Consider the following 20,791-nt stretch of genomic DNA (forward strand, 5'->3'; position numbering starts at 1 on the left):
CACTATAAGGGCTTTGTGAACTAATGGAAAAGCCTTTTTGTAAAAAAATGAAAAAATAGTATTGACTTATCCATTTGTCACAGTGTACTATGAGTATAGCACAGTTAGTGTATTAGATAAATAGTACAGTAATACGTGGAGGGATTGGAATGGGAAAATTCCAGGGGTTAGTAAGAAAGGATTTTTTGCTTTTACGTGGGGCATTTTTTACATGGATGATTATACTATTCATCCTATTCATGATGGGCGTTGCTTTAGCTAATTATAATGATTCAATGCCTTTACTCCTTGGTGTGATCGCTTTCATCTATTTCACCCATGTCGTATTGCTCCCAGGGTTTTTATATATATTGCTCCGGGAAGAAGAAAAAAGCCAATATTGGCTTCACAGTACATCCAGTAGTATCACCTTATTATTGTCTAAGTTATTAGTGTCTCTTATCTATTTTCTCGTTTCCTTATTCATAATTGATGTAATTGCACTAGTGCATATGAAATTTTTTTCAATTCAATATTTGGATATACCAGGAAATGTAATTCCTTATCGTGAAGGATTTTTCTTGAATGGAACTCTCATATTCGCTGGAATCTATTTTTCTTGTTGGTGCCTCTTTTTATGGACGGTATACCATTCGTTAACCCAATTTCCTTGGATGAAGAAAATGCGATGGTTCATCATCCTCAGTGGATATATTCTATTTCAATATGTTGTGGAAAAAATCAATCAACTCGATGTAGTTCAAAATCTACTTCACTATTGGGTAATAGATGTCAAAATGGATTACAATATTGGATTTACTAGGGGAACGAATTACTTAGAAGGACGATTAGAAATTCCGATGATTGACCTTTTTATCTCAATTGGATTTATCGTGCTACTCTTTTATCTCGCTAGCAAGCTCTTAGATCGTAAAGTTGAGGTGTAAATGATGACAGAAGAATTCAAAGCATCAAAACCCATTTATATCCAAATTGCGGATCGCATTATGTATCAGTTTGTTCGCGGAGAGCTTTCTGTTGGAGAAAAATTACCATCTGTGAGGGAGATGGCGATTCAATCGGGAGTGAATCCGAATACGATTCAAAGAACGTATAGGGAGTTGGAGCAAATGGGGATTGTTGAGTCAAGACGCGGTCAAGGGACATTTTTAACAGAAGATAGTGAAATGAAATTGATCATACGAAAACAACTCCAAAAGGAAATGATCGAGTCTTTTGTTAGGAATATGAGAGAAGTTGGTGTCAATAGTGATGAAATGATCGAGGAGTTAACCGTGTTTTTGCAAGAAGGTGGGGATAGAAAATGATACATCTAAAAAATATCGTGAAGAAATATGGCTCACACCGGGCTGTGGATGGAATTACAGCCACCTTTTACAAGGGAAGGATTTATGGATTATTAGGTCCGAATGGGAGTGGCAAATCCACCACTTTAAAGATGATTGCAGGATTGATTCATCCAACAAGTGGTCAAATTTCCGTGAATAACAAAGAAGTCACAAGAAAAATCGCTTCAGATATTGCCTATTTAGCAGATGGAGAAATGCTCTATAAAAACTTTACAATCAAACAAATGATTGAGTTTTTTACCTCACGATTTTCTGATTTTCAAACAGAGAAAGCGAAAGAATTATTAAGTTTTATGAAATTACAACCGAACCAAAAAATAAAATCACTTTCGAAAGGACAACGTGGACGATTAAAGCTCGTTCTTACTTTGTCAAGAAAAGTTCCGATCGTGTTATTAGATGAGCCATTCTCAGGTCTTGATCCAATGGTTCGAGAATCGATTGTCAAAGGGCTTGTATCCTTCGTTGATTTCGGTGAACAAACGGTGATCATTGCGACACATGAAGTTGATGAAATTGAACCTATTCTTGAGGAAGCTTTTATTATAAATAACGGTCAAATTCTCAATCATTGTGATGTGGAAGTCTTAAGAGAAGAACAAGGTTTATCGGTCTTGCAGTGGTTGAAAAGTCAATCTTATCAATAGGAGTGAAATGAAATGGAAACATGTGTACAGATTAAGAATATTTCGAAAGTTATTAAGGGGAAAAAAATTATTGATTCCCTTACATTTGATATTCAGAAGGGAGAAGTATTTGGCTTTTTAGGGCCGAATGGTGCAGGGAAAACAACGACTATACGAATGATTGTTGGACTTATGGGGATGACTGAGGGAGATATTACGATTTGTGGGTATAGTATTCGGAAAGATTTCGAAAAAGCCGTTCGTCAAATTGGGGCTATTGTAGAGAACCCGGAAATGTATAAATTTTTATCTGGTTATGAGAATTTGAAACAGTTTGCTCGAATGAATGGAAATATTTCTAAGAAAAAAATAGATGAAGTGGTGAAATTAGTTGGGCTGACTGAACGTATTCATGATAAAGTCAAGACCTATTCACTTGGAATGAGACAGAGATTAGGATTAGCACAATCCCTTTTGCATGATCCCCAAGTACTCATTTTGGATGAGCCGACGAATGGATTAGATCCAGCAGGAATTCGCGAAATTAGGGATCATATTCGAATGCTTGCAGAAAAAAAAGGCATGGCTGTCATTGTGTCCAGTCACCTACTATCAGAAATGGAAATGATGTGTGACAGAATCGGAATCATTCAAAACGGGAAATTAATCGATGTACAAATGGTGAATGAATTTGTGAACGGGAATGAGGAAACTTATTCTTTTGAGGTAGATGACATTCATGTAGCGGCAAAAGCGTTAAAACAATCGTTTTCCCAATTTCATGAGAAAATCGTCGATCAGCATCTCGTTGTGGAATGCTCGAAGCAATATATACCAGACATTCTATCACTATTCATTCAAGAAGGGGTTCGAGTTTATGAAGTAAAATCAGTAACTAAATCTTTAGAAGATAGATTCCTAGAAATAACGGATAAGGAGAGAGGGTTAGTCCATGTTTAAATTAATAATCAATGAATGGATCAAGATCTTTAAACGACCAGGTACCTATGTGATGATTGGGTTACTTGTCTTAATGGTTGGTGGTTTAGCTAGTTTATCGAAGTATAATGAGGTGAAAAATACTGGAGATGATCAAGGCGATTGGAAAAAGGAACTAACTCAGGAAAATGTGAACCATAAAAAGCAATTAGAGAATGGCGACATAAGTAAATCTTATAAGCAGTATTTAGAGAAGGAAGTAGCGATTAATGAATACCGGATCGAGCATAATCTTACACCATATTCAAAAGAATCAGTTTGGTCTTTCACAATGAATGCTTCTGATTTAATTCAAATTGTTGGGTTGTTTGTCATCGTGATCGCTGCAGGAATTGTCGCAAGTGAATTTACGTGGGGAACAGTGAAATTACTCCTGATTCGTCCGATTAGCCGTTCTAAAATCTTAATCTCGAAATATATTACGGTTATGCTTTTTGGTGTCACGATGCTAGCTTTAATGTTCAGTTTATCGTTTATTTTAGGGGCGATTTTATTTGGAACTGGCGGAGAAAATACGTATTTAGCTTATATTGATGGGGAAGTTGTAGAACAAAGTATGTTTTTACATTTAATCAAATTCTATTTATTGAATTCGATCGGTATTTTTATGCTGTCAACCCTAGCCTTTTTAATTTCTTCTGTCTTCCGAAATAGTTCCTTGGCAATTGGGATTTCTCTTTTCTTGTTGTTTACTGGGGGAACGGTCACGTATTTAATTTCAACTAAATTTGATTGGGCGAAATACATTTTATTTGCGAATACAGATTTAATGCAATATGAAAATGGCACAGTATTAATTGAAGGAATGACACCAGCCTTTTCTGTTACGATGTTGATTATTTATTTTGTTCTATTTCAATTCATTACCTTCTTTTTCTTTAATAAGCGTGATGTCGCGGCATAAAGTGAAACTCCATTCAGTGGGGGCTTCATACCGACTGAATGCTAGTTGAACTTGCCACGCTAAAGAACCAATCTCTATGGTTCGACTGGAAAGTCACATCCTTTCCGCTGTTTGACCCATAGGAGCAGTTATTCTTCACTAGCATCTTTGATTTTTCACCATTTTGAGGTGGATGTTTTTCACCCATTCAGCTAGGATCATTTTTTAGGGTCTGTCTCCCGTAAAGAGGTTAATTCCTTTTGAGACAGACCCTTTCATTTTTTATAAATCTTTTGCCTGCTTTTGGATATTTTCATATACAGTTGAAAGGGCTGTTTCAAATTTCCCTGTTTTTTTCGGATGATAGTAAGTAGCATGCTTGATTCGATCTGGAAGATATTGTTGTTTTACCCAACCTGAATCATAATGATGGGGGTATTTGTACTCGATTCCTCTTCCCATTTCCTTTGCTCCCTTATAATGTGAATCCTTTAAATGTTTTGGAACTTCCCCCGTTTTTCCAATGCGAAGGTCCGCGATAGCAGCATCAATTGCTTTATAAGCTGAATTTGATTTTGGAGACAAGCATAATTCAATCACAACAGCCGCAAGTGGGATCCGTGCTTCAGGGAAGCCAATCTTTTCTGCCGTTTGAATAGCGGCAAGCGCTCTCGGCCCAGCTTGAGGACTAGCTAATCCGATGTCCTCATATGCGATCACAAGGAGTCGGCGTGTGATACTTGGCAAGTCTTCCGCTTCAATGAGTCTCGCTAAATAATGAAGGGCGGCATTCACATCGCTCCCTCTAATGGACTTTTGAAAGGCGCTTAGTACGTCATAATGCCCATCTCCATCTTTATCAATGAAAAAGCTTTTCTTCTGTAAGCATTCCTCTGCCACTTCCATAGAAATACAGATGACGCCTTCATCATTAGGCTTAGTTGATAGGACAGCTAATTCTAGAGCATTTAAGGAACTGCGAACATCCCCGAAACTCGCTTCAGCAAAATGGTGGAGTGCATCCTCATTAATTTGCACATCATATTCCCCTAACCCGTTTTCGTCATCATACAGTGCCCTTTGTAAAGTGAACGTAATTTCCTCCGCTGAAAGGGGATATAATTCAAAAATTTGACAACGACTACGAATGGCGGGATTGATCGCATGGTAAGGATTACTCGTTGTGGCCCCAATGAGAGTGATCATGCCATTTTCCAAAAAAGGCAGTAAGTAATCTTGTTTTCCTTTGTCGAGACGGTGGACTTCATCAAGAAGTAGAATTACTTTTCCTGACATCTTTGCCTCTTCAGCGATGATTGCCATATCCTTTTTATTGCTTGTTACAGCATTAAGAGTACGAAAGGCATATTTCGTACTCCCAGCAATCGCACTAGCAATAGAAGTTTTCCCAATCCCAGGTGGCCCGTATAAAATCATAGAGGATAGCTGTTTCGTTTCTACCATTCTCCGAATTATTTTTCCTTCGCCGACGAGATGTTGTTGTCCAACGATTTCATCAATTGTTTTTGGTCGCATTCTAAAAGCTAATGGCTTCATTTTTATTTTCCTTCCTCTTTATTACTCTCTTATTTTTAATTTATCATACAGGGGAGGAAGGTCAAAGAAAAGAGTCTAGAGGGTCGTAGACGGGACAAAATCAATTTCCTCCAATTACGAATATGGAAAGTTCCCTTGTAAATTGCTATAATGACAAAAGCAATCATTATTGTTAAAACTTGATGAATTGAAGTTGTTTTCTCTTCACTTTAGGAAAATAGGATTTCTACTATCCCGACTTTTGCGATCAGTACGCTAAAGAAAACGCATAAGGAGATGGGTCATGAACAAAAGAAAAGGGAATGTATTGGCAAGGCTCATCATTTTCATGCTAGGTTTATTAATCATGTCACTCGGCATCGTCATGCTTATACGTGCCGATTTAGGCGCGATGCCATGGGATGTATTGCATGTTGGGTTATTTCAACAAATTGGTTTAACAGTAGGAACGTGGTCCATTATTGTTGGATTTTGTGTTCTTATATCCGCTTCGATTCTCATGCAAGAATGGCCTAAGTTCGGTGCTTACTTAAATATGGTATTAGTCGGTATGTTTATTGATATGTATTTAAGTTTCTCATTTTTAGCAACACCAGAAAGTTTATTTTTAAAGTGTATCATGTTCGTATTTGGTATAATCATTACGGGTTATGGTATGGGACTATATATTTCTGCCCAAATGGGAGCAGGACCTCGGGATAGCTTTATGTTGGCTGTTATCCAAAAAACAGGTTGGAAAATTGCCCATGTTCGTCGTGGAATGGAAGTGGTTGTTTTGTTTGTCGGATGGCAACTTGGAGGACCTGTTCACATAGGTACAATTATGATTACTTTTTTTATGGGGACGGTTTCAGGCTTATCGATTCCCCAATGTCAAATGTTAACCGATACCATTTTAAAAAAATTCGAACGATCTAAACAAGGAATAAATAATAGAGGTGTAAATTTATGAAAATATCAACTAAGGGACGTTATGGATTAACAATCATGATTGAATTGGCGAAGAGGCACGGGGAAGGCCCAACCTCCCTAAGAATGATTGCTCAGTCGCATGATTTATCAGAACATTATTTAGAACAGTTAATTGCTCCTTTACGAAATGCGGGTCTTGTGAAGAGTATCCGTGGAGCTTACGGGGGATATATATTAGGGAATGATCCAACAAAGATCACTGCAGGCGATATTATTCGTGTGCTAGAAGGTCCGATTAGCCCTGTTGAGGGGATTGAAGATGAAGAGCCAGCAAAACGAGAATTATGGATTCGAATTCGCGATGCTGTAAAAGATGTATTAGATAATACAACATTAGAGGATATGGCAAGTTACACAGATGATGGAGAATCTGATGCCTATATGTTCTATATTTAATATTTATTACGAATAAAATTAGGCTTTTTTCGAGAATCTTCCAAGGTCTCTAAACCAACATTTTTTGAGAAAGAGCGAATATCTAAGGAGGAAATTGGATGCAACGCATTTACCTTGATCACGCAGCGACTACTCCTGTACATCCAGAAGTAGTAGAGGTAATGAGAGATGTTTTAATAAATCATTACGGGAACCCCTCTAGCATTCATTCGTTTGGGAGAGAATCGAGACATATTCTCGACCAAGCTAGAACGACCATTGCTGCTAGTGTAGGTGCCAAATTCCATGAAATCATTTTTACGAGTGGTGGAACAGAAGCGGATAATTTAGCTATTATTGGAGCTGCCCGTGCGTTGAAAGCAAATGGTAAACATATTATTACCTCCTCTATTGAACATCATGCTGTATTGCATACATGTGAATTCCTTGAAAAAGAAGGATTTGACATTACCTATTTACCCGTCAATGAAGAAGGGGTTATTTCTGTAGATGATGTGAAAAGTGCATTGAGGGAGGACACCATTTTAGTATCGATTATGTATGGGAATAATGAGGTGGGGAGTTTGCAACCCATTGCTGAAATTGGACAATTATTACAACATCACTCAGCATTATTCCATACGGATGCTGTTCAAGCTTACGGAGTAGAAAAAATCGACATTCGAAAACTTCACGTGGATTTTCTTTCTGTTTCTGCCCATAAAATAAATGGTCCAAAGGGAATTGGCTTCTTGTTTGTGAAAGAAGGGGCCAAATTTGAAAAAAGATTCTTTGGTGGAGAACAGGAAAGAAAAAGAAGAGCAGGAACCGAGAATATCGCTTCGATAGCGGCGTTTGCTAAAGCTGTAGAAATAGCACAACAAACAATAGATGAAAGAAATAAAAAGTATGCAGAATACAAACAAGGCCTCATGCAAGTATTAAAATCAAAAGGGGTTGAATTTCACATCAATGGTTCTGCTAAAAACTCTTTACCACATGTTTTAAATTTAAGTTTTCCCGGAACAGATGTAGAAGCAATGTTAGTGAATTTAGACCTAGCTGGCATCGCCGTTTCAAGTGGTTCAGCATGTACAGCAGGATCTATTGAGCCATCCCACGTATTGGTGGCCATGTTTGGAAAAGAGTCTGAACGTTTACAGAATTCGATTCGTTTTAGTTTTGGAATGACGAATCATGAAGACGAAATCGTAAAAGTAGGAGAAACGATTTCCTCTATTATCAATCGTTTAAGGTATTAGAAAGAGGATGATCCTATGAAAGAAAAGTCACCAAAGGATACACGCGTCGTTGTAGGGATGTCAGGTGGCGTGGATTCTTCTGTCGCCGCTTTACTTTTAAAAGAGCAAGGATATGATGTCATCGGCGTTTTTATGAAGAACTGGGATGATACAGATGAATCTGGAGTATGCACTGCCACTGAGGATTATGATGATGTGATCCGTGTTTGTAACCAAATCGGCATCCCCTATTATGCTGTAAACTTTGAAAAACAATATTGGGATAAAGTGTTTACTTATTTTCTTGATGAATATAAAAAAGGTCGGACACCAAACCCAGATGTAATGTGCAATAAAGAAATTAAATTTAAAGCGTTTTTAGACCATGCGATGAACTTAGGCGCAGATTTCCTTGCGACAGGTCATTATGCCCGAGTAGAAAGAAAAGATGACGAAGTAAAAATGCTTCGTGGCCTTGATGACAATAAGGATCAAACTTATTTTCTCAATCAGTTATCACAAAAGCAACTAGAAAAAGTGATGTTTCCAATAGGAGATATGGAAAAAAGACGAGTCCGGGAAATAGCCAGTGAAGTTGGCCTTGCTACTGCAACGAAAAAAGATAGTACAGGGATTTGTTTTATTGGGGAGAGAAACTTTAAAGAATTCTTGAGTCACTACTTACCAGCGCAAAAAGGAAAAATGGAAACGATGGATGGGGAAGTCAAGGGAATTCATGATGGCTTAATGTATTACACAATTGGTCAACGCCATGGACTTGGTATTGGTGGCTCCGGCGACCCATGGTTTGTCATCGGTAAAGACTTAGAGCGTAATGTACTATTTGTAGGTCAAGGGTTTCACCATGAAGCTCTTTATTCTGATTCCATCATAGCGACGAATATTAGCTGGGTTTCAGAAAAGCAAAAACCATCTGAATTTACGTGCACAGCGAAATTTCGTTATCGTCAACAAGACCATCATGTAACGGTTCAACTTTTGGAAAATCAGACAGCAAAAGTCGTGTTCCATGAACCAGTTCGAGCTGTAACACCAGGACAAGCCGTTGTTTTTTATAACGGGGAAGAGTGCTTAGGTGGAGGAACAATTGATCAAGTATTTAAAAATGGTGAAAAGCTTACTTATGTAGGCTAATGGTCAAGACGTTTACTTTCGGTTGTTTACAAAAACTTCTTATGAAGAACATTCGTAAGGAGTTTTTCTGCTTTTTTATGGTTTTTGTGCAAAAATGTGTGGGAAATATTCAAAAACCAAAAGAACAAGCGCAAATCCTCTCAGAAGTATAGCAAAAAATCTAGGGAAATAATAAAATCCATGGGGGAAGTATGCAAAAGTAAAAACAAGAGGACCCCAATTAAGTAGTGGATAAGTAAACCTACTACTATTGGCTTATTTTGTGCCTATGATATAATTTTACAATAAATAAGAGGTGTTTTTATGGATAAAAATTTACGTGGTATTAAGTTTTTAAAAGAAGGAAAAATGGAAGAGGCTTTAAAACTTTTTACAGAGCAAATTGACGAGCAGCCTGATGATCCTGCGGCTTATATTAACTTTGGGAATGTCTTGACCGCGGTTGGAGAACTAGAAAGGGCGGTGAAGTTTTTCGAAAAGGCGATTGAAATCGATCCAGAAGCTGTTTCTGCTTATTATTCTTTAGGGACTTTTTACTATGAGCAAGAACAATTTGAAAAGGCTCGTTCATATTTTGAAAAGTCGATTCAAAAAGGATTACAGGAAAGTGATGCATTCTTTATGCTTGGGATGTGTTTCGTTCAGTTAGAACAAAATACGTTAGCTTTGCCTTATCTCCAGAGAGCGGTTGAGCTAAATGGCGATGATATAGAAGCACGATTTCAATATGGTTTGTCATTAGCGAATGCACAAATTTTGGAGGAGGCCATCAAACAATTCAAGCAAGTCATTCAATTGGATGATCAGCATGCAGACGCTTATTATAATTTGGGTGTAGCTTATGCGGGTCATTTGGAAGATTGTGATCAGGCAAAAGTCTGTTTCCAAAAGGCTTTACATATTCAAAAGGATCATTTGCTAGCTGGATATGGACTGAAAATGATAGAAAAAATGACGGAAAACGCTGAATCGTGAACCGCGTTGTAAGGGGGTTCGCTCTTTGGAAAAACAAAATGTGCTTCCTTTATCAGAAGGAGAAAAAAAGTACGTAAAAGGTCGACATATTGTCACGATTTTTCGCAATGAGCAAAATTTTTATACCGTTTTACGGGTGCGAATACAAGATACAAATGAAGCCTATGATGAAAAAGAGGCAGTGATTACCGGATATTTTCCCCAGCTGTACGAACAGGAAACGTATATTTTTTATGGGGAATTTCAAGAACATCCGAAATTTGGAATCCAATATCATGCGGATCATTATCAAAAGGAAATTCCGCAAACGAAACAAGGAGTCGTGAATTATTTATCTAGTGAACTTTTTAAAGGGATTGGAAAAAAAACGGCTGAAAACATTGTGGAGACCATTGGTGAAAAAGCGATTTCAAAAATACTTGAGAACCCGTCCGTACTAGATGAAGTGCCTCGATTGCCAGCTGAGAAAGCTAGACAATTATATGAAACACTCATGGAACACCAAGGGCTTGAGCAGGTGATGATTGCACTTAATCATTATGGTTTTGGCCCTCAGCTTTCCATGAAAATTTATCAAGCGTATCAGGATCAAGCTATTGAGATTATTCAAAAAAATCCGTACAGGCTTATCGAGGATGTAGAGGGAATCGGCTTTTCCCGTGCGGATGAACTTGGGGATTTAATGGGAATTAGCGGTGCCCATCCAGACCGCATAAAGGCAGGCTGTCTTTATACATTAGAGCAAGAGTGTCTACAAGAAGGCCATGTTTTTCTAGATGCAGAAGATTTATTGAAAAGTGTTCAAATCCTTTTGGAAAAAAATAAAAAAGGAAAAATTGAATTTACGTCTATTTCGAATGAAATGATCAAGCTTGAAGAAGAAGGAAAGGTCGTCATCGAGGAAAAGCGGGTCTATATGCCCTCTCTTTATTTCTCCGAAAAAGGAATGGTGTCAAATATTCAAGACATTTTAGCGCAAAAAGAATATACAGACCAATTTCCGGAATCTGAGTTTTTATTAGCATTGGGAAGTTTAGAAGAACGTTTGAATGTTCAATATGCCCCATCTCAAAAAAAGGCTATTCAAACCGCTTTAATGTCCCCGATGCTTATTTTAACAGGCGGACCGGGAACAGGAAAAACAACTGTTATCAAAGGAATTGTCGAACTTTACGCTGAACTACATGGTTGTTCATTATCACCGGATGATTATAAAAAAGATGAATCATTTCCAGTTTTGTTAGCTGCTCCAACGGGGAGAGCAGCGAAAAGAATGGCTGAATCAACCCAACTTCCAGCTGTGACGATTCATCGCCTACTGGGATTAAATGGCCAAGAAAATATGGAAGAAGAACAGGAAAGCAGAACCATTGAGGGAAAACTGCTCATTATAGATGAAATGTCCATGGTTGATACATGGCTTGCCCATCAATTGTTTAAAGCTTTGCCTGAGCATATTCAAGTCGTTCTTGTTGGGGATGAAGACCAACTACCATCTGTAGGTCCTGGGCAAGTATTGAAGGATTTACTTCGTTCAAATGTGATTCCAACCGTTCGATTAACCGATATTTATCGACAAGAAGAAGGGTCTTCGATTATTGATTTAGCACATGATATAAAGAAAGGATACCTTCCCAAAAATTTTACCGTTCAACAGAAAGACAGGTCTTTTATTTCCTGTCATGTCAGCCAGATTGCTCATGTGGTTGAACAAGTAGTCAAGAATGCCAATCGAAAAGGTTTTTCTGCAAAAGATATACAAGTATTAGCACCTATGTATAGAGGTCCGGCGGGTATTAATAAATTAAATGAGATTTTACAAGAAATTTTAAATCCAAATCCAGATGGGACCCGAAAACAACTTTCCTTTGGGGATGTCCATTATCGAATTGGGGATAAAGTTTTGCAGCTAGTGAATCAACCCGAACAGAATGTATTTAATGGGGATATTGGAGAAATCGTATCCGTTTTTTATGCAAAGGAAAATACAGATAAACAAGACTTACTGATCGTTTCATATGAGGGAAATGAAGTAACCTATACTCGCCAAGATTTAAGTCAAATCACCCATGCATATTGTTGTTCGATTCATAAATCCCAAGGAAGTGAATTTCCCATTGTAATTCTTCCGGTTGTGAAGAATTATTATCGGATGCTAAGGCGAAACTTACTTTATACGGCTATTACAAGAAGCAAAAAGTTTTTAATTTTATTAGGAGAAGTGGAAGCATTCCGTATGGGGATCGAACGAAACGATGATTTGGTAAGAAGAACCACTTTATACGAAAAGTTAGTTGAAATCAATTCAACCGAAAACCCAATAAATAAAGAAACTCTCCCACTTTCAGAAGAAAAACTCATGAAGATCGACCCGATGATTGGGATGGAAAACGTTACACCTTATGATTTCGTAGAATAATTCACATACTATCATTGTTCGGGAAGGTGGGGAGGTCTTTTGCGAACTTTGACTTCACTTAAGGATCAACCGGTTTATGACCTTTATTCAGGAAATGTTCTTGGTCATATTTGTGATCTTTGTATCTCTGTCCAGGGGATTGTTCAATCGATCCTTTTTAAAAAACGATCCTTTCTTTCTAAAAAATGTTTGTTGCCCATTGAGGCAATCTTAAGTTTTGGAAAAGATGGTGTTATGAGTAAGAAAGAAGCGATAATAGAAGCGAAAGCTCCCGAATCAGATTTTACCTTTTTTCAAAAACCCTCTTTATTTGGAAAATTAACGCTAAATGAAGAAGGGGAAGTGCTAGGAAGACTTGAGGATGTATATTTTTTGGATCATTTGGGCACAATCGTAGCATACAAAGTGACGGATGGTTTCTTTTCAGATTTAACAGAGGGGAAAAAAATTTTCCACTCAGTTTGTCCTCCAACTATTGGAGAAGATGCCATTATTGTTGCGTTAGATCGGATACGAGGTGGCCAGAATGTTCAAATGTCCAAATTGCAGTAGTAAAGATTTAGGGAAAATCGGGATTAACCAATATTATTGTTGGAGTTGCTTTATCGAGCTTTCAGTTTCTAAGGGAATGATTTACACCCATCAAGTAGAGGAAGATGGGACATTAAGTTCGCTAGATGATTTATTTGGTGATGAGGAACGTCAACTAAGTTAAGGAAGAGGTGTTTTTTCTATGAATAAAACCATATCTTCACTAATTGGCATTGGAGCAGGGATTGCTGCAGTGACCATGATGAACCGTTCAAATAAAATCAATAAGCGCCAAATGAGAAGATGGACAAAACAAATTCAAAAAATGTTCTAATTTATAAAGGAGATGCCGATAATGGTCGCATCTCCTTTATTTTTTAGAGAGGGGAAGTGGAAGATTAGAACCGAACTTCTTGGAAAAACGTATAAAACTCCAGATCACTACCAAAATAAACTATAAGCTACTTGAAAGTTGGGGTTGAAACGATGAAATCTCCCTTTCCATTAAAATGGGTCTATATATTTGGATTATTGCTTATTATTTGTATCTTTTTATATTTTGTTTATTTACTTAAACCGATTTGGGTCCCCATATTAAAAGTGATCATGGTAGGTCTTATGCCTTTTATTATTGGGGGATTTATTACTTATTTGCTTCACCCTTTTGTGGAAAAATTGTATCGAGCTGGGTTGCAGCGGGGATTGGCAATTTTTCTTATTTATTTGTTTTTCTTCGGTGGAACGGGTGTGGCAATTTATAAAGGGATTCCTTTAATTATTCAACAATTACGCGAACTTTCTGAAAGTGCTCCACAATTAGCAGAACAATATCAACATTGGATCTTCCACTTACAAAAAGAAACATCATCATGGCCGGATGGTTTAAAAGATCAAATTGAAAAACGCATTGTGGCGTTTGAACATTGGCTAACAGAACTTATCTCTATTTTTGTAAATGGATTAATGAAAATGGTGAATGTATTATTTTTACTTGCAGTGATTCCGTTTATATCTTTTTATTTATTAAAAGATATGGATGAAGTAAAGAAAACAGTCTGGTATTTGACCCCAAAAAGCTGGAGACGGAAGGGGTTACGTTTTTTGAAAGATTTAGATGTATCCCTTGGAGGGTATATTCGTGGTCAAATATTAGTGTCTTGTTTTATTGGCGTCCTCTCCACCTTATTATTTTGGTTTGTTGATATGAAATATCCAGTTTTACTGGGAATCATTCAAGCCATTATGAACATCATTCCTTACTTCGGGCCAATTATTGGTGCCATTCCAACGATTATTATTGCGGCTACTATTTCTGGGAAAATGGTTTTGTATGTGGCCATTATTATCCTTATCCTTCAATTTGTTGAAGGGAATATTTTATCCCCATACATCGTGGGGAAAAGTCTCCATATGCATCCTTTATTTATTATGGGAGCATTAATTATTGGTGGAGAAATCGGCGGTGTGATCGGGTTAATTATCGCGGTTCCGGTATTAGCTGTCATGAAAGTAGCGTTACTTCATGTTCGTACACATTATATGAAAACCCCTAAGCTTCATTGACAAAATGCCCAGAAGTTTCTATAATTCCACTATAATACGTAAAGTGGATTCGTTTGGCGTAAGAGCTATACATAATGGGAAGAAATCGTTGAAGGATCGAGTATGTTATAGACCATCTATTATTCATTCAACATGAATCAGAGAGGAATTTCCAAAGGCTGAGAGAAATTCTAGATGAAGGATAACAGAAAAGCTAATCTGGAGTGCAGCTAATACCTGTCGTTATACCGCGTTAAGGTTCTGAAGAGATGGATGATTGAATGTCTAATTGTCCATAATCAGGGTGGTACCGCGAAGAGCTCTTCGTCCCTGTTCCCAGGGATGAGAGCTTTTTTATTTTACTTTACATAATATTCAAGGAGGAACAGCTAATGAAGAAGCTAAAGGGATCACAAATTCGGCAAATGTTTTTAGATTTTTTCCAAGAGAAGGGACATCAGGTGGAGCCTAGTGCCTCACTTATTCCACATGAAGACCCTTCTTTATTATGGATAAATAGTGGAGTAGCAACCTTAAAGAAATACTTTGATGGCCGTGTTATTCCAGATAACCCAAGAATCACCAATGCGCAAAAATCCATTCGTACAAATGATATTGAAAATGTAGGAAAAACCGCACGTCATCATACATTTTTTGAAATGTTGGGAAACTTCTCCATAGGGGATTATTTCAAAGAGGAAGCCATTGAATGGGCTTGGGAGTTTTTAACGGATAAGAAATGGATAGGCTTTGATCCTGATAAGCTTTCAGTGACCATTCATCCGGAAGATGTTGAAGCCTATCAAATTTGGAAAGAGAAAGTTCAAATTCCTGAAGAAAGAATTATTCGCCTGGAAGGAAACTATTGGGATATTGGAGAAGGACCAAGTGGGCCTAATACGGAAATTTTCTATGACCGTGGACCTGAATATGGAAATGATGTGAATGATCCAGAATTATATCCTGGTGGGGAAAATGAAAGATATTTAGAAATTTGGAATTTAGTTTTCTCACAATTTAACCATAATCCAGACGGTACTTATACACCTCTTCCAAAGAAAAATATTGATACAGGAATGGGACTGGAAAGAATGGTATCTGTTGTTCAAGAAGTACCAACGAACTTCGATACAGATTTATTCATGCCGATTATTCGTGCAACAGAAGAAATTTCGGGAGTTACATATCGGGAAAATAAAGAATCAGATATCGCATTTAAAGTCATAGCCGATCATATTCGGACTGTCGCCTTTGCGGTAGGGGATGGGGCTCTTCCATCTAATGAAGGTCGCGGGTATGTACTTAGACGTTTATTAAGACGAGCCGTTCGCTATGCCAAACAAATTAATATCCATAAGCCATTTATGTACAAATTAGTACCAGTTGTAGGCGAAGTGATGGTTGATTATTATCCAACTGTGAAAGAAAAATCTGATTTTATTCAAAAAGTAATCAAAAATGAAGAAGAACGTTTCCATGAAACTTTACATGAAGGTCTTGCCATTTTATCATCTGTAATGAAGAAGGCAAAAGCTGAAGGGAATAATATGATTTCGGGTGAGGATGTATTTAAATTATATGATACATACGGATTTCCCATTGAGCTAACAGAAGAATATGCCAAGGAAGAAAGCATGAAAGTGGATCATGAAGGATTTGACCGTGAAATGCAAAATCAACGAGATCGCGCTCGTGCTGCACGTCAAGATGTCGATTCAATGCAGGTGCAAAATTCCGTGTTATCAGGAATCAAAGTTGAGAGTCAATTTATTGGTTATGAAAAATTATCGACAGAAGCAGTAGTAGAATCGATTCTCGTCAATGGTCAAATTGTCAAGGAAGCACATGAAGGGGACGAAATACAGTTTATCCTTGACCAAACTCCTTTCTACGCAGAAAGTGGTGGACAAATTGCAGATAAGGGGACATTGGTCGCAGATGGTGTTCTTGTTGAAGTAAAAGATGTGCAAAAAGCACCGAATGGGCAACATTTACAAAGTGCTATCATCCAAACAGGTACATTAAAAGAAAAACAAGCCGTTACGGCAACAGTTGATGAAGCGGCTCGAGCAAAAGTGGTCAAAAATCACACGGCAACACATCTGCTCCATCAAGCATTAAAAGATGTACTTGGGCAACATGTAAATCAAGCTGGATCATTAGTGGAACCTGATCGCTTACGTTTTGATTTTTCCCATTTCGGTCAAATTCAGTCGGAAGAGCTCGAACAAATTGAATCAATCGTCAATAAGAAAATTTGGGATAGTCTTCCTGTGCGAACTGATCTTAAAAATCTCGAAGAAGCAAAGGCAATGGGGGCTATGGCATTATTCGGTGAGAAGTATGGAGAGGTTGTCCGAGTTGTATCGGTCGGTGATTATAGTCTGGAACTTTGTGGGGGATGTCATGTTCCAAACTCAGCTGTCATTGGATTGTTTAAAATCATTTCCGAAAGTGGAATCGGCGCTGGAACTCGACGGATCGAAGCGGTTACTGGAGAAGCTGCCTATCATTTATTAAATTCACAAGTATCTTTATTAAAAGAAGCAGCTTCGAAATTAAAAACAAATCCAAAAGATATTGTCTCAAAAGTAGATTCCTTGCATTCTGAACTAAAAGAATTACAACGGGAAAATGAATCACTTTCTGTAAAATTGTCAAATATAGAAGCGGGAAGTCTTTTAGATCAAGTAAGAGAAATTAATGGGATAAACGTGCTTTCTGTTAAAGTTCAAGCAAGTGATATGAACAATTTACGAAACATGGCGGATGAATTAAAACAGAAGATAGAATCAGGGATTATTGTTCTTGCAACTACTCAACAAGAGAAAGTGAATCTTATTGCTGTTGTAACAAAAGATTTAGTGGACAAGGGATATCATGCTGGAAAGATTGTCAAGGAGGTTGCTTCCATTTGTGGTGGAGGCGGCGGTGGTCGCCCGGATATGGCGCAAGCTGGAGGGAAAAATCCATCAAAAGTGGATGAAGCGATTAAATTTGTATTTGAATTAGTGAAAAATTTTTGATTCTAAAAGTAAATGATGTACAATGGTTAATATAGAAACGTAGCAGGTGTATTTTCCAAAAAAAGCCTAAAGTGAGGTGCTTAAATTGAGCTCAATGGATCAAACTATGCGGTTTAACTTTTCAGAAGAGCCGTTTGAACAAGACGTTAAAGAAGTTCTCTTCCAAGTATATGGGGCTCTTCAAGAAAAAGGCTATAATCCGATTAATCAGATTGTCGGATATTTATTATCAGGAGACCCTGCTTATATTCCACGACATAAAGATGCAAGAAATATCATTCGCAAGTTAGAGCGCGATGAAATTATTGAAGAACTTGTCAAAACTTATTTAATGCAACAGCGAGAGGATAAAACAAAATGAGAACAATGGGCTTAGACGTAGGCTCGAAAACGGTTGGTGTCGCTGTCAGTGACGAACTAGGCTGGACAGCTCAAGGAATAGAGACAATCAAGATCAATGAAGAAAAAAATGTCTTTGGCTTTGATCGAATAAAAGAGCTTGTCAATGAATATGAAATCGAGAAATTTGTAGTAGGTTTTCCTAAAAATATGAATAATACGGTTGGTCCAAGAGGAGAAGCCTCACAAGCATACGCTAAAAAGCTAGAAGAATTATTCCACTTGCCAGTTCATTTATGGGACGAGCGATTAAGTACAATGGCGGCAGAAAGAGTATTACTTGAAGCCGATGTTAGTCGTAAAAAAAGAAAAAAAGTAATTGACAAAATGGCGGCCGTGATGATTTTACAAGGTTATTTGGACAGCCAAAAATAATGAGGTGAAAAGCAATGGAACATGGTGAAAAAAATATTACAGTAATTGATGAGGATGGAAACGAACAACTGTGTGAAATATTATTCACATTTGATTCAGAAGAGTTTAAAAAATCTTATGTGTTATACTATGCTGTTGGTGCAGAAGAAGATGAAAATGACGAAATTGAAATTCATGCCTCAGCATTTATTCCAGGGGAAGAAGGACAAGAAGGGGAACTTCAACCAATTGAAACGGATGAAGAATGGGATGTAATTGAGGAAACGCTGAATACCTTTTTAGATAAAGAGGAAAACGAAGCATAATGATTGTAGGCTTACGTGCATTATAAATTTCAATTGACCGATCCTAATTATGGGGTCGGTCTATTTTCATTTGGAGAAAATATAGTATAATGATGAAGATACTGAAAACATCCCGTTTTTCGTCGAAAGGGGAAAGGTAATGTCGAATAGCATTCATTTTAATGGAAGAAAAAGAACATTGAAAGCCATTTTAATCTTACTGGTAGCTTTTTCAATCGTCATAGGAGGTGGTGCTTTTGCACTATATTCCTATATGGAAAAATCATTAGAACCAGTAGATCCTCATAACCATCAACCACGAATCATTACAATTAAACCTGGTTCAAGTGTTACTCAAATTGCTGAACAACTGAAGAAGAATGATCTTATAAAAAGTCCAACATTATTTAAATATTATGTGAAATATAAGAATCATACTGGTTTACAAGCCGGAACTTATGAATTTACACCAGCAATGGAGATTGAGGATATTATTAAAGGGCTAAAATCAGGAAATACATTGGAAAACGCAGCGATTACGTTAGTGATTCCTGAAGGATCACAGTTAAAAGAGATTGTAGCAATTATTGGTGAGAATTCTGACCATAAAGAAGAAATTGTGTGGAAGAAATTAAATGACAGGTCTTATATTGAAAAGCTGATTCAAAAATATCCAGACCTTTTAACAAAGGATTTATTAAATCAAAATATTAAATATCCACTTGAGGGTTATTTATATCCAGCAACCTATGCATTTCATGATCCAAAAATTAAATTAGAAGTGATCATTGAGCGTATGATTAAAAAAACAGAAAAAGTTCTTTCACAATATAAAGGGGCTATGGCCGCTAAAAACTTATCTACTCATCAATTATTAACGATGGCATCCTTAATAGAGGAAGAAGCAACCGAAAAAGCAGACCGCAAGAAAATTTCGAGTGTTTTCTATAACCGCCTAGACAAGAATATGCCCTTACAAACCGATCCAACTGTCCTATATGCATTAGGAAGTCATAAAAAGCGTGTGATTTACGATGATTTAAAGGTTAAATCCCCTTATAATACGTATAATGTAAAAGGTTTGCCACCAGGCCCGATTGCAAACAGTGGAGTTTCCTCCATCGAAGCAGCAATAAATCCTGAACAAACAGATTTTCTGTACTTTTTAGCTTCACCTGCAGGCGATGTTTATTATTCCAAAACATTAAAAGAGCATAACCAGTTTAAAGAAAAATATATTACAAATTACTACGAAGGGAAAAAGCAGTAAAGGGGGAAAGTTCGCTTTTCTCCTTTTTTGTGATACAATATAAAAAGCATTTTTGCAAGAAACTTAAACATTTTTCAAGTAGAAAGCTTATTTCGAGCTTTCTTCTTTTTCTTGTAACCAAGTAAACCTTACATGATTGGGATTCACTATATTTAGAAATGGGGATGCAAGATGAACGATGAGCTCCATCATTATATTGACTCGTTATTACCTGGGCGGGATTCGTTCATAACGGACATGGAAAAGTTCGCGAAGGATAACGGGGTTCCGATTATGGAAACGGTCGGAATAGAAGCATTGCTACAATTTTTGCGTATTCAACAACCAAACAATATTCTCGAAATTGGAACGGCCATCGGCTATTCGAGTTTAAGGATGGCAAAGGCGCTTCCAAAGGCAAATATAGTAACGATTGAAAGAGATGAAATTCGTTATACACAAGCGATTCAATATATTGAACAAGCCGGCTACTCAGATCGTATTCAACTCATATTTGGAGATGCACTAGAAACCGTTCATCAAGTTGGGCAATTAGGACCATTTGATGCGATTTTTATTGATGCGGCTAAAGGGCAATATACGAAATTCTTTGAACTTTATACTGATTTTTTGCGACCAAATGGCGTGGTATATACAGATAATGTTTTATTCAAAGGGTTAGTGACGAAAGAGTTGATTGAGAAAAAAAGGATTCGATCATTAGTCCGAAAGATTCAAACGTATAATGAATGGTTAATGAATCATTCAACTTTTCATACAACCATCCTTCCAGTTGGGGATGGATTAGCTGTAAGTATAAAACGAGGTGAGTAG

22 protein-coding genes are annotated in these 20,791 nt (G+C 37.2%); 21 read left to right on the forward strand and 1 reads right to left on the reverse strand.

Annotation, left to right across the window (positions count from 1 at the left end; genetic code table 11):
• Positions 1 to 149: 149 nt before the first annotated feature.
• Genes J2S13_RS04875 through J2S13_RS04895 form a run of 5 tightly spaced genes read left to right on the forward strand, consistent with a single transcriptional unit; the run spans position 150 to position 3,878 of the window.
• Positions 150 to 926, forward strand: coding sequence for a hypothetical protein (locus J2S13_RS04875; protein WP_307256585.1), 777 nt, complete (start codon positions 150 to 152; stop codon positions 924 to 926).
• A 3-nt stretch (positions 927 to 929) separates the two neighbouring features.
• On the forward strand, positions 930 to 1,307 hold the full coding sequence (locus J2S13_RS04880) for a GntR family transcriptional regulator (protein ID WP_307256586.1): 378 nt from the start codon (positions 930 to 932) through the stop codon (positions 1,305 to 1,307).
• Entirely contained in the window at positions 1,304 to 1,996 is a 693-nt protein-coding gene (locus tag J2S13_RS04885; protein WP_307256587.1) for an ABC transporter ATP-binding protein, read from the forward strand. Before J2S13_RS04880 ends, J2S13_RS04885 begins: the two co-directional genes overlap by 4 nt.
• Positions 1,997 to 2,008: 12 nt before the next feature.
• On the forward strand, positions 2,009 to 2,935 hold the full coding sequence (locus J2S13_RS04890) for an ABC transporter ATP-binding protein (RefSeq protein ID WP_307256588.1): 927 nt from the start codon (positions 2,009 to 2,011) through the stop codon (positions 2,933 to 2,935).
• Complete coding sequence (locus J2S13_RS04895; RefSeq protein ID WP_307256589.1) at positions 2,928 to 3,878, forward strand: ABC transporter permease; 951 nt, start codon at positions 2,928 to 2,930, stop codon at positions 3,876 to 3,878. The genes J2S13_RS04890 and J2S13_RS04895 overlap by 8 nt, the downstream gene beginning before the upstream one ends.
• A gap of 261 nt (positions 3,879 to 4,139) precedes the next feature.
• Here the strand turns inward: J2S13_RS04895 and J2S13_RS04900 are convergent, their stop codons facing one another.
• On the reverse strand, positions 4,140 to 5,420 hold the full coding sequence (locus tag J2S13_RS04900) for a replication-associated recombination protein A (protein WP_307256615.1): 1,281 nt from the start codon (positions 5,418 to 5,420) through the stop codon (positions 4,140 to 4,142).
• A 277-nt stretch (positions 5,421 to 5,697) separates the two neighbouring features.
• Between J2S13_RS04900 and J2S13_RS04905 the strand changes: the two genes are divergently transcribed.
• From J2S13_RS04905 to J2S13_RS04980, 16 genes are all read left to right on the forward strand, one after another.
• Positions 5,698 to 6,366 (forward strand): YczE/YyaS/YitT family protein, encoded by a 669-nt coding sequence (locus J2S13_RS04905; RefSeq protein WP_307256590.1) that lies wholly within the window; start codon positions 5,698 to 5,700, stop codon positions 6,364 to 6,366.
• Entirely contained in the window at positions 6,363 to 6,782 is a 420-nt protein-coding gene (gene cymR / locus J2S13_RS04910; protein ID WP_307256591.1) for a cysteine metabolism transcriptional regulator CymR, read from the forward strand. The genes J2S13_RS04905 and cymR overlap by 4 nt, the downstream gene beginning before the upstream one ends.
• A 98-nt stretch (positions 6,783 to 6,880) precedes the next feature.
• A complete protein-coding gene (locus tag J2S13_RS04915; protein ID WP_307256592.1) occupies positions 6,881 to 8,023 on the forward strand; it encodes a cysteine desulfurase family protein in 1,143 nt (380 codons plus the stop codon).
• A gap of 15 nt (positions 8,024 to 8,038) precedes the next feature.
• On the forward strand, positions 8,039 to 9,157 hold the full coding sequence (gene mnmA, locus J2S13_RS04920; RefSeq protein ID WP_307256593.1) for a tRNA 2-thiouridine(34) synthase MnmA: 1,119 nt from the start codon (positions 8,039 to 8,041) through the stop codon (positions 9,155 to 9,157).
• Positions 9,158 to 9,460: 303 nt separating this feature from the next.
• Entirely contained in the window at positions 9,461 to 10,132 is a 672-nt protein-coding gene (locus tag J2S13_RS04925; RefSeq protein ID WP_307256594.1) for a tetratricopeptide repeat protein, read from the forward strand.
• A 25-nt stretch (positions 10,133 to 10,157) separates the two neighbouring features.
• Positions 10,158 to 12,551, forward strand: coding sequence for an SF1B family DNA helicase RecD2 (recD2, locus tag J2S13_RS04930; protein ID WP_307256595.1), 2,394 nt, complete (start codon positions 10,158 to 10,160; stop codon positions 12,549 to 12,551).
• A 39-nt stretch (positions 12,552 to 12,590) separates the two neighbouring features.
• Entirely contained in the window at positions 12,591 to 13,103 is a 513-nt protein-coding gene (locus J2S13_RS04935) for a PRC-barrel domain-containing protein (protein WP_307256596.1), read from the forward strand.
• On the forward strand, positions 13,078 to 13,266 hold the full coding sequence (locus J2S13_RS04940; protein ID WP_307256597.1) for a YrzR-like zinc ribbon domain: 189 nt from the start codon (positions 13,078 to 13,080) through the stop codon (positions 13,264 to 13,266). Before J2S13_RS04935 ends, J2S13_RS04940 begins: the two co-directional genes overlap by 26 nt.
• An 18-nt stretch (positions 13,267 to 13,284) precedes the next feature.
• The gene (locus tag J2S13_RS04945; protein ID WP_307256598.1) at positions 13,285 to 13,416 is read left to right on the forward strand and encodes a YrzQ family protein; all 132 of its coding nucleotides are present in this window, start codon (positions 13,285 to 13,287) and stop codon (positions 13,414 to 13,416) included.
• A 152-nt stretch (positions 13,417 to 13,568) separates the two neighbouring features.
• A complete protein-coding gene (locus J2S13_RS04950) occupies positions 13,569 to 14,645 on the forward strand; it encodes an AI-2E family transporter (RefSeq protein WP_307256599.1) in 1,077 nt (358 codons plus the stop codon).
• Positions 14,646 to 15,016: 371 nt separating this feature from the next.
• Positions 15,017 to 17,650, forward strand: a complete 2,634-nt coding sequence (gene alaS, locus J2S13_RS04955; RefSeq protein ID WP_307256600.1) for an alanine--tRNA ligase — start codon at positions 15,017 to 15,019, stop codon at positions 17,648 to 17,650.
• Positions 17,651 to 17,735: 85 nt separating this feature from the next.
• On the forward strand, positions 17,736 to 18,011 hold the full coding sequence (locus tag J2S13_RS04960) for an IreB family regulatory phosphoprotein (protein ID WP_307256601.1): 276 nt from the start codon (positions 17,736 to 17,738) through the stop codon (positions 18,009 to 18,011).
• Positions 18,008 to 18,424, forward strand: a complete 417-nt coding sequence (ruvX, locus tag J2S13_RS04965) for a Holliday junction resolvase RuvX (protein ID WP_307256602.1) — start codon at positions 18,008 to 18,010, stop codon at positions 18,422 to 18,424. The genes J2S13_RS04960 and ruvX overlap by 4 nt, the downstream gene beginning before the upstream one ends.
• A gap of 14 nt (positions 18,425 to 18,438) precedes the next feature.
• Positions 18,439 to 18,729, forward strand: coding sequence for a DUF1292 domain-containing protein (locus J2S13_RS04970; RefSeq protein ID WP_307256603.1), 291 nt, complete (start codon positions 18,439 to 18,441; stop codon positions 18,727 to 18,729).
• Between the two features lie 139 nt (positions 18,730 to 18,868).
• Positions 18,869 to 19,978: an endolytic transglycosylase MltG gene (gene mltG, locus J2S13_RS04975; RefSeq protein WP_307256604.1), complete on the forward strand. Its 1,110-nt coding sequence runs from the start codon at positions 18,869 to 18,871 to the stop codon at positions 19,976 to 19,978.
• Positions 19,979 to 20,149: 171 nt separating this feature from the next.
• The gene (locus J2S13_RS04980) at positions 20,150 to 20,791 is read left to right on the forward strand and encodes an O-methyltransferase (RefSeq protein WP_307256605.1); all 642 of its coding nucleotides are present in this window, start codon (positions 20,150 to 20,152) and stop codon (positions 20,789 to 20,791) included.

Origin of the sequence: Oikeobacillus pervagus (genome assembly GCF_030813365.1) — a bacterium.
Classification (GTDB): domain Bacteria; phylum Bacillota; class Bacilli; order Bacillales; family DSM-23947; genus Oikeobacillus; species Oikeobacillus pervagus.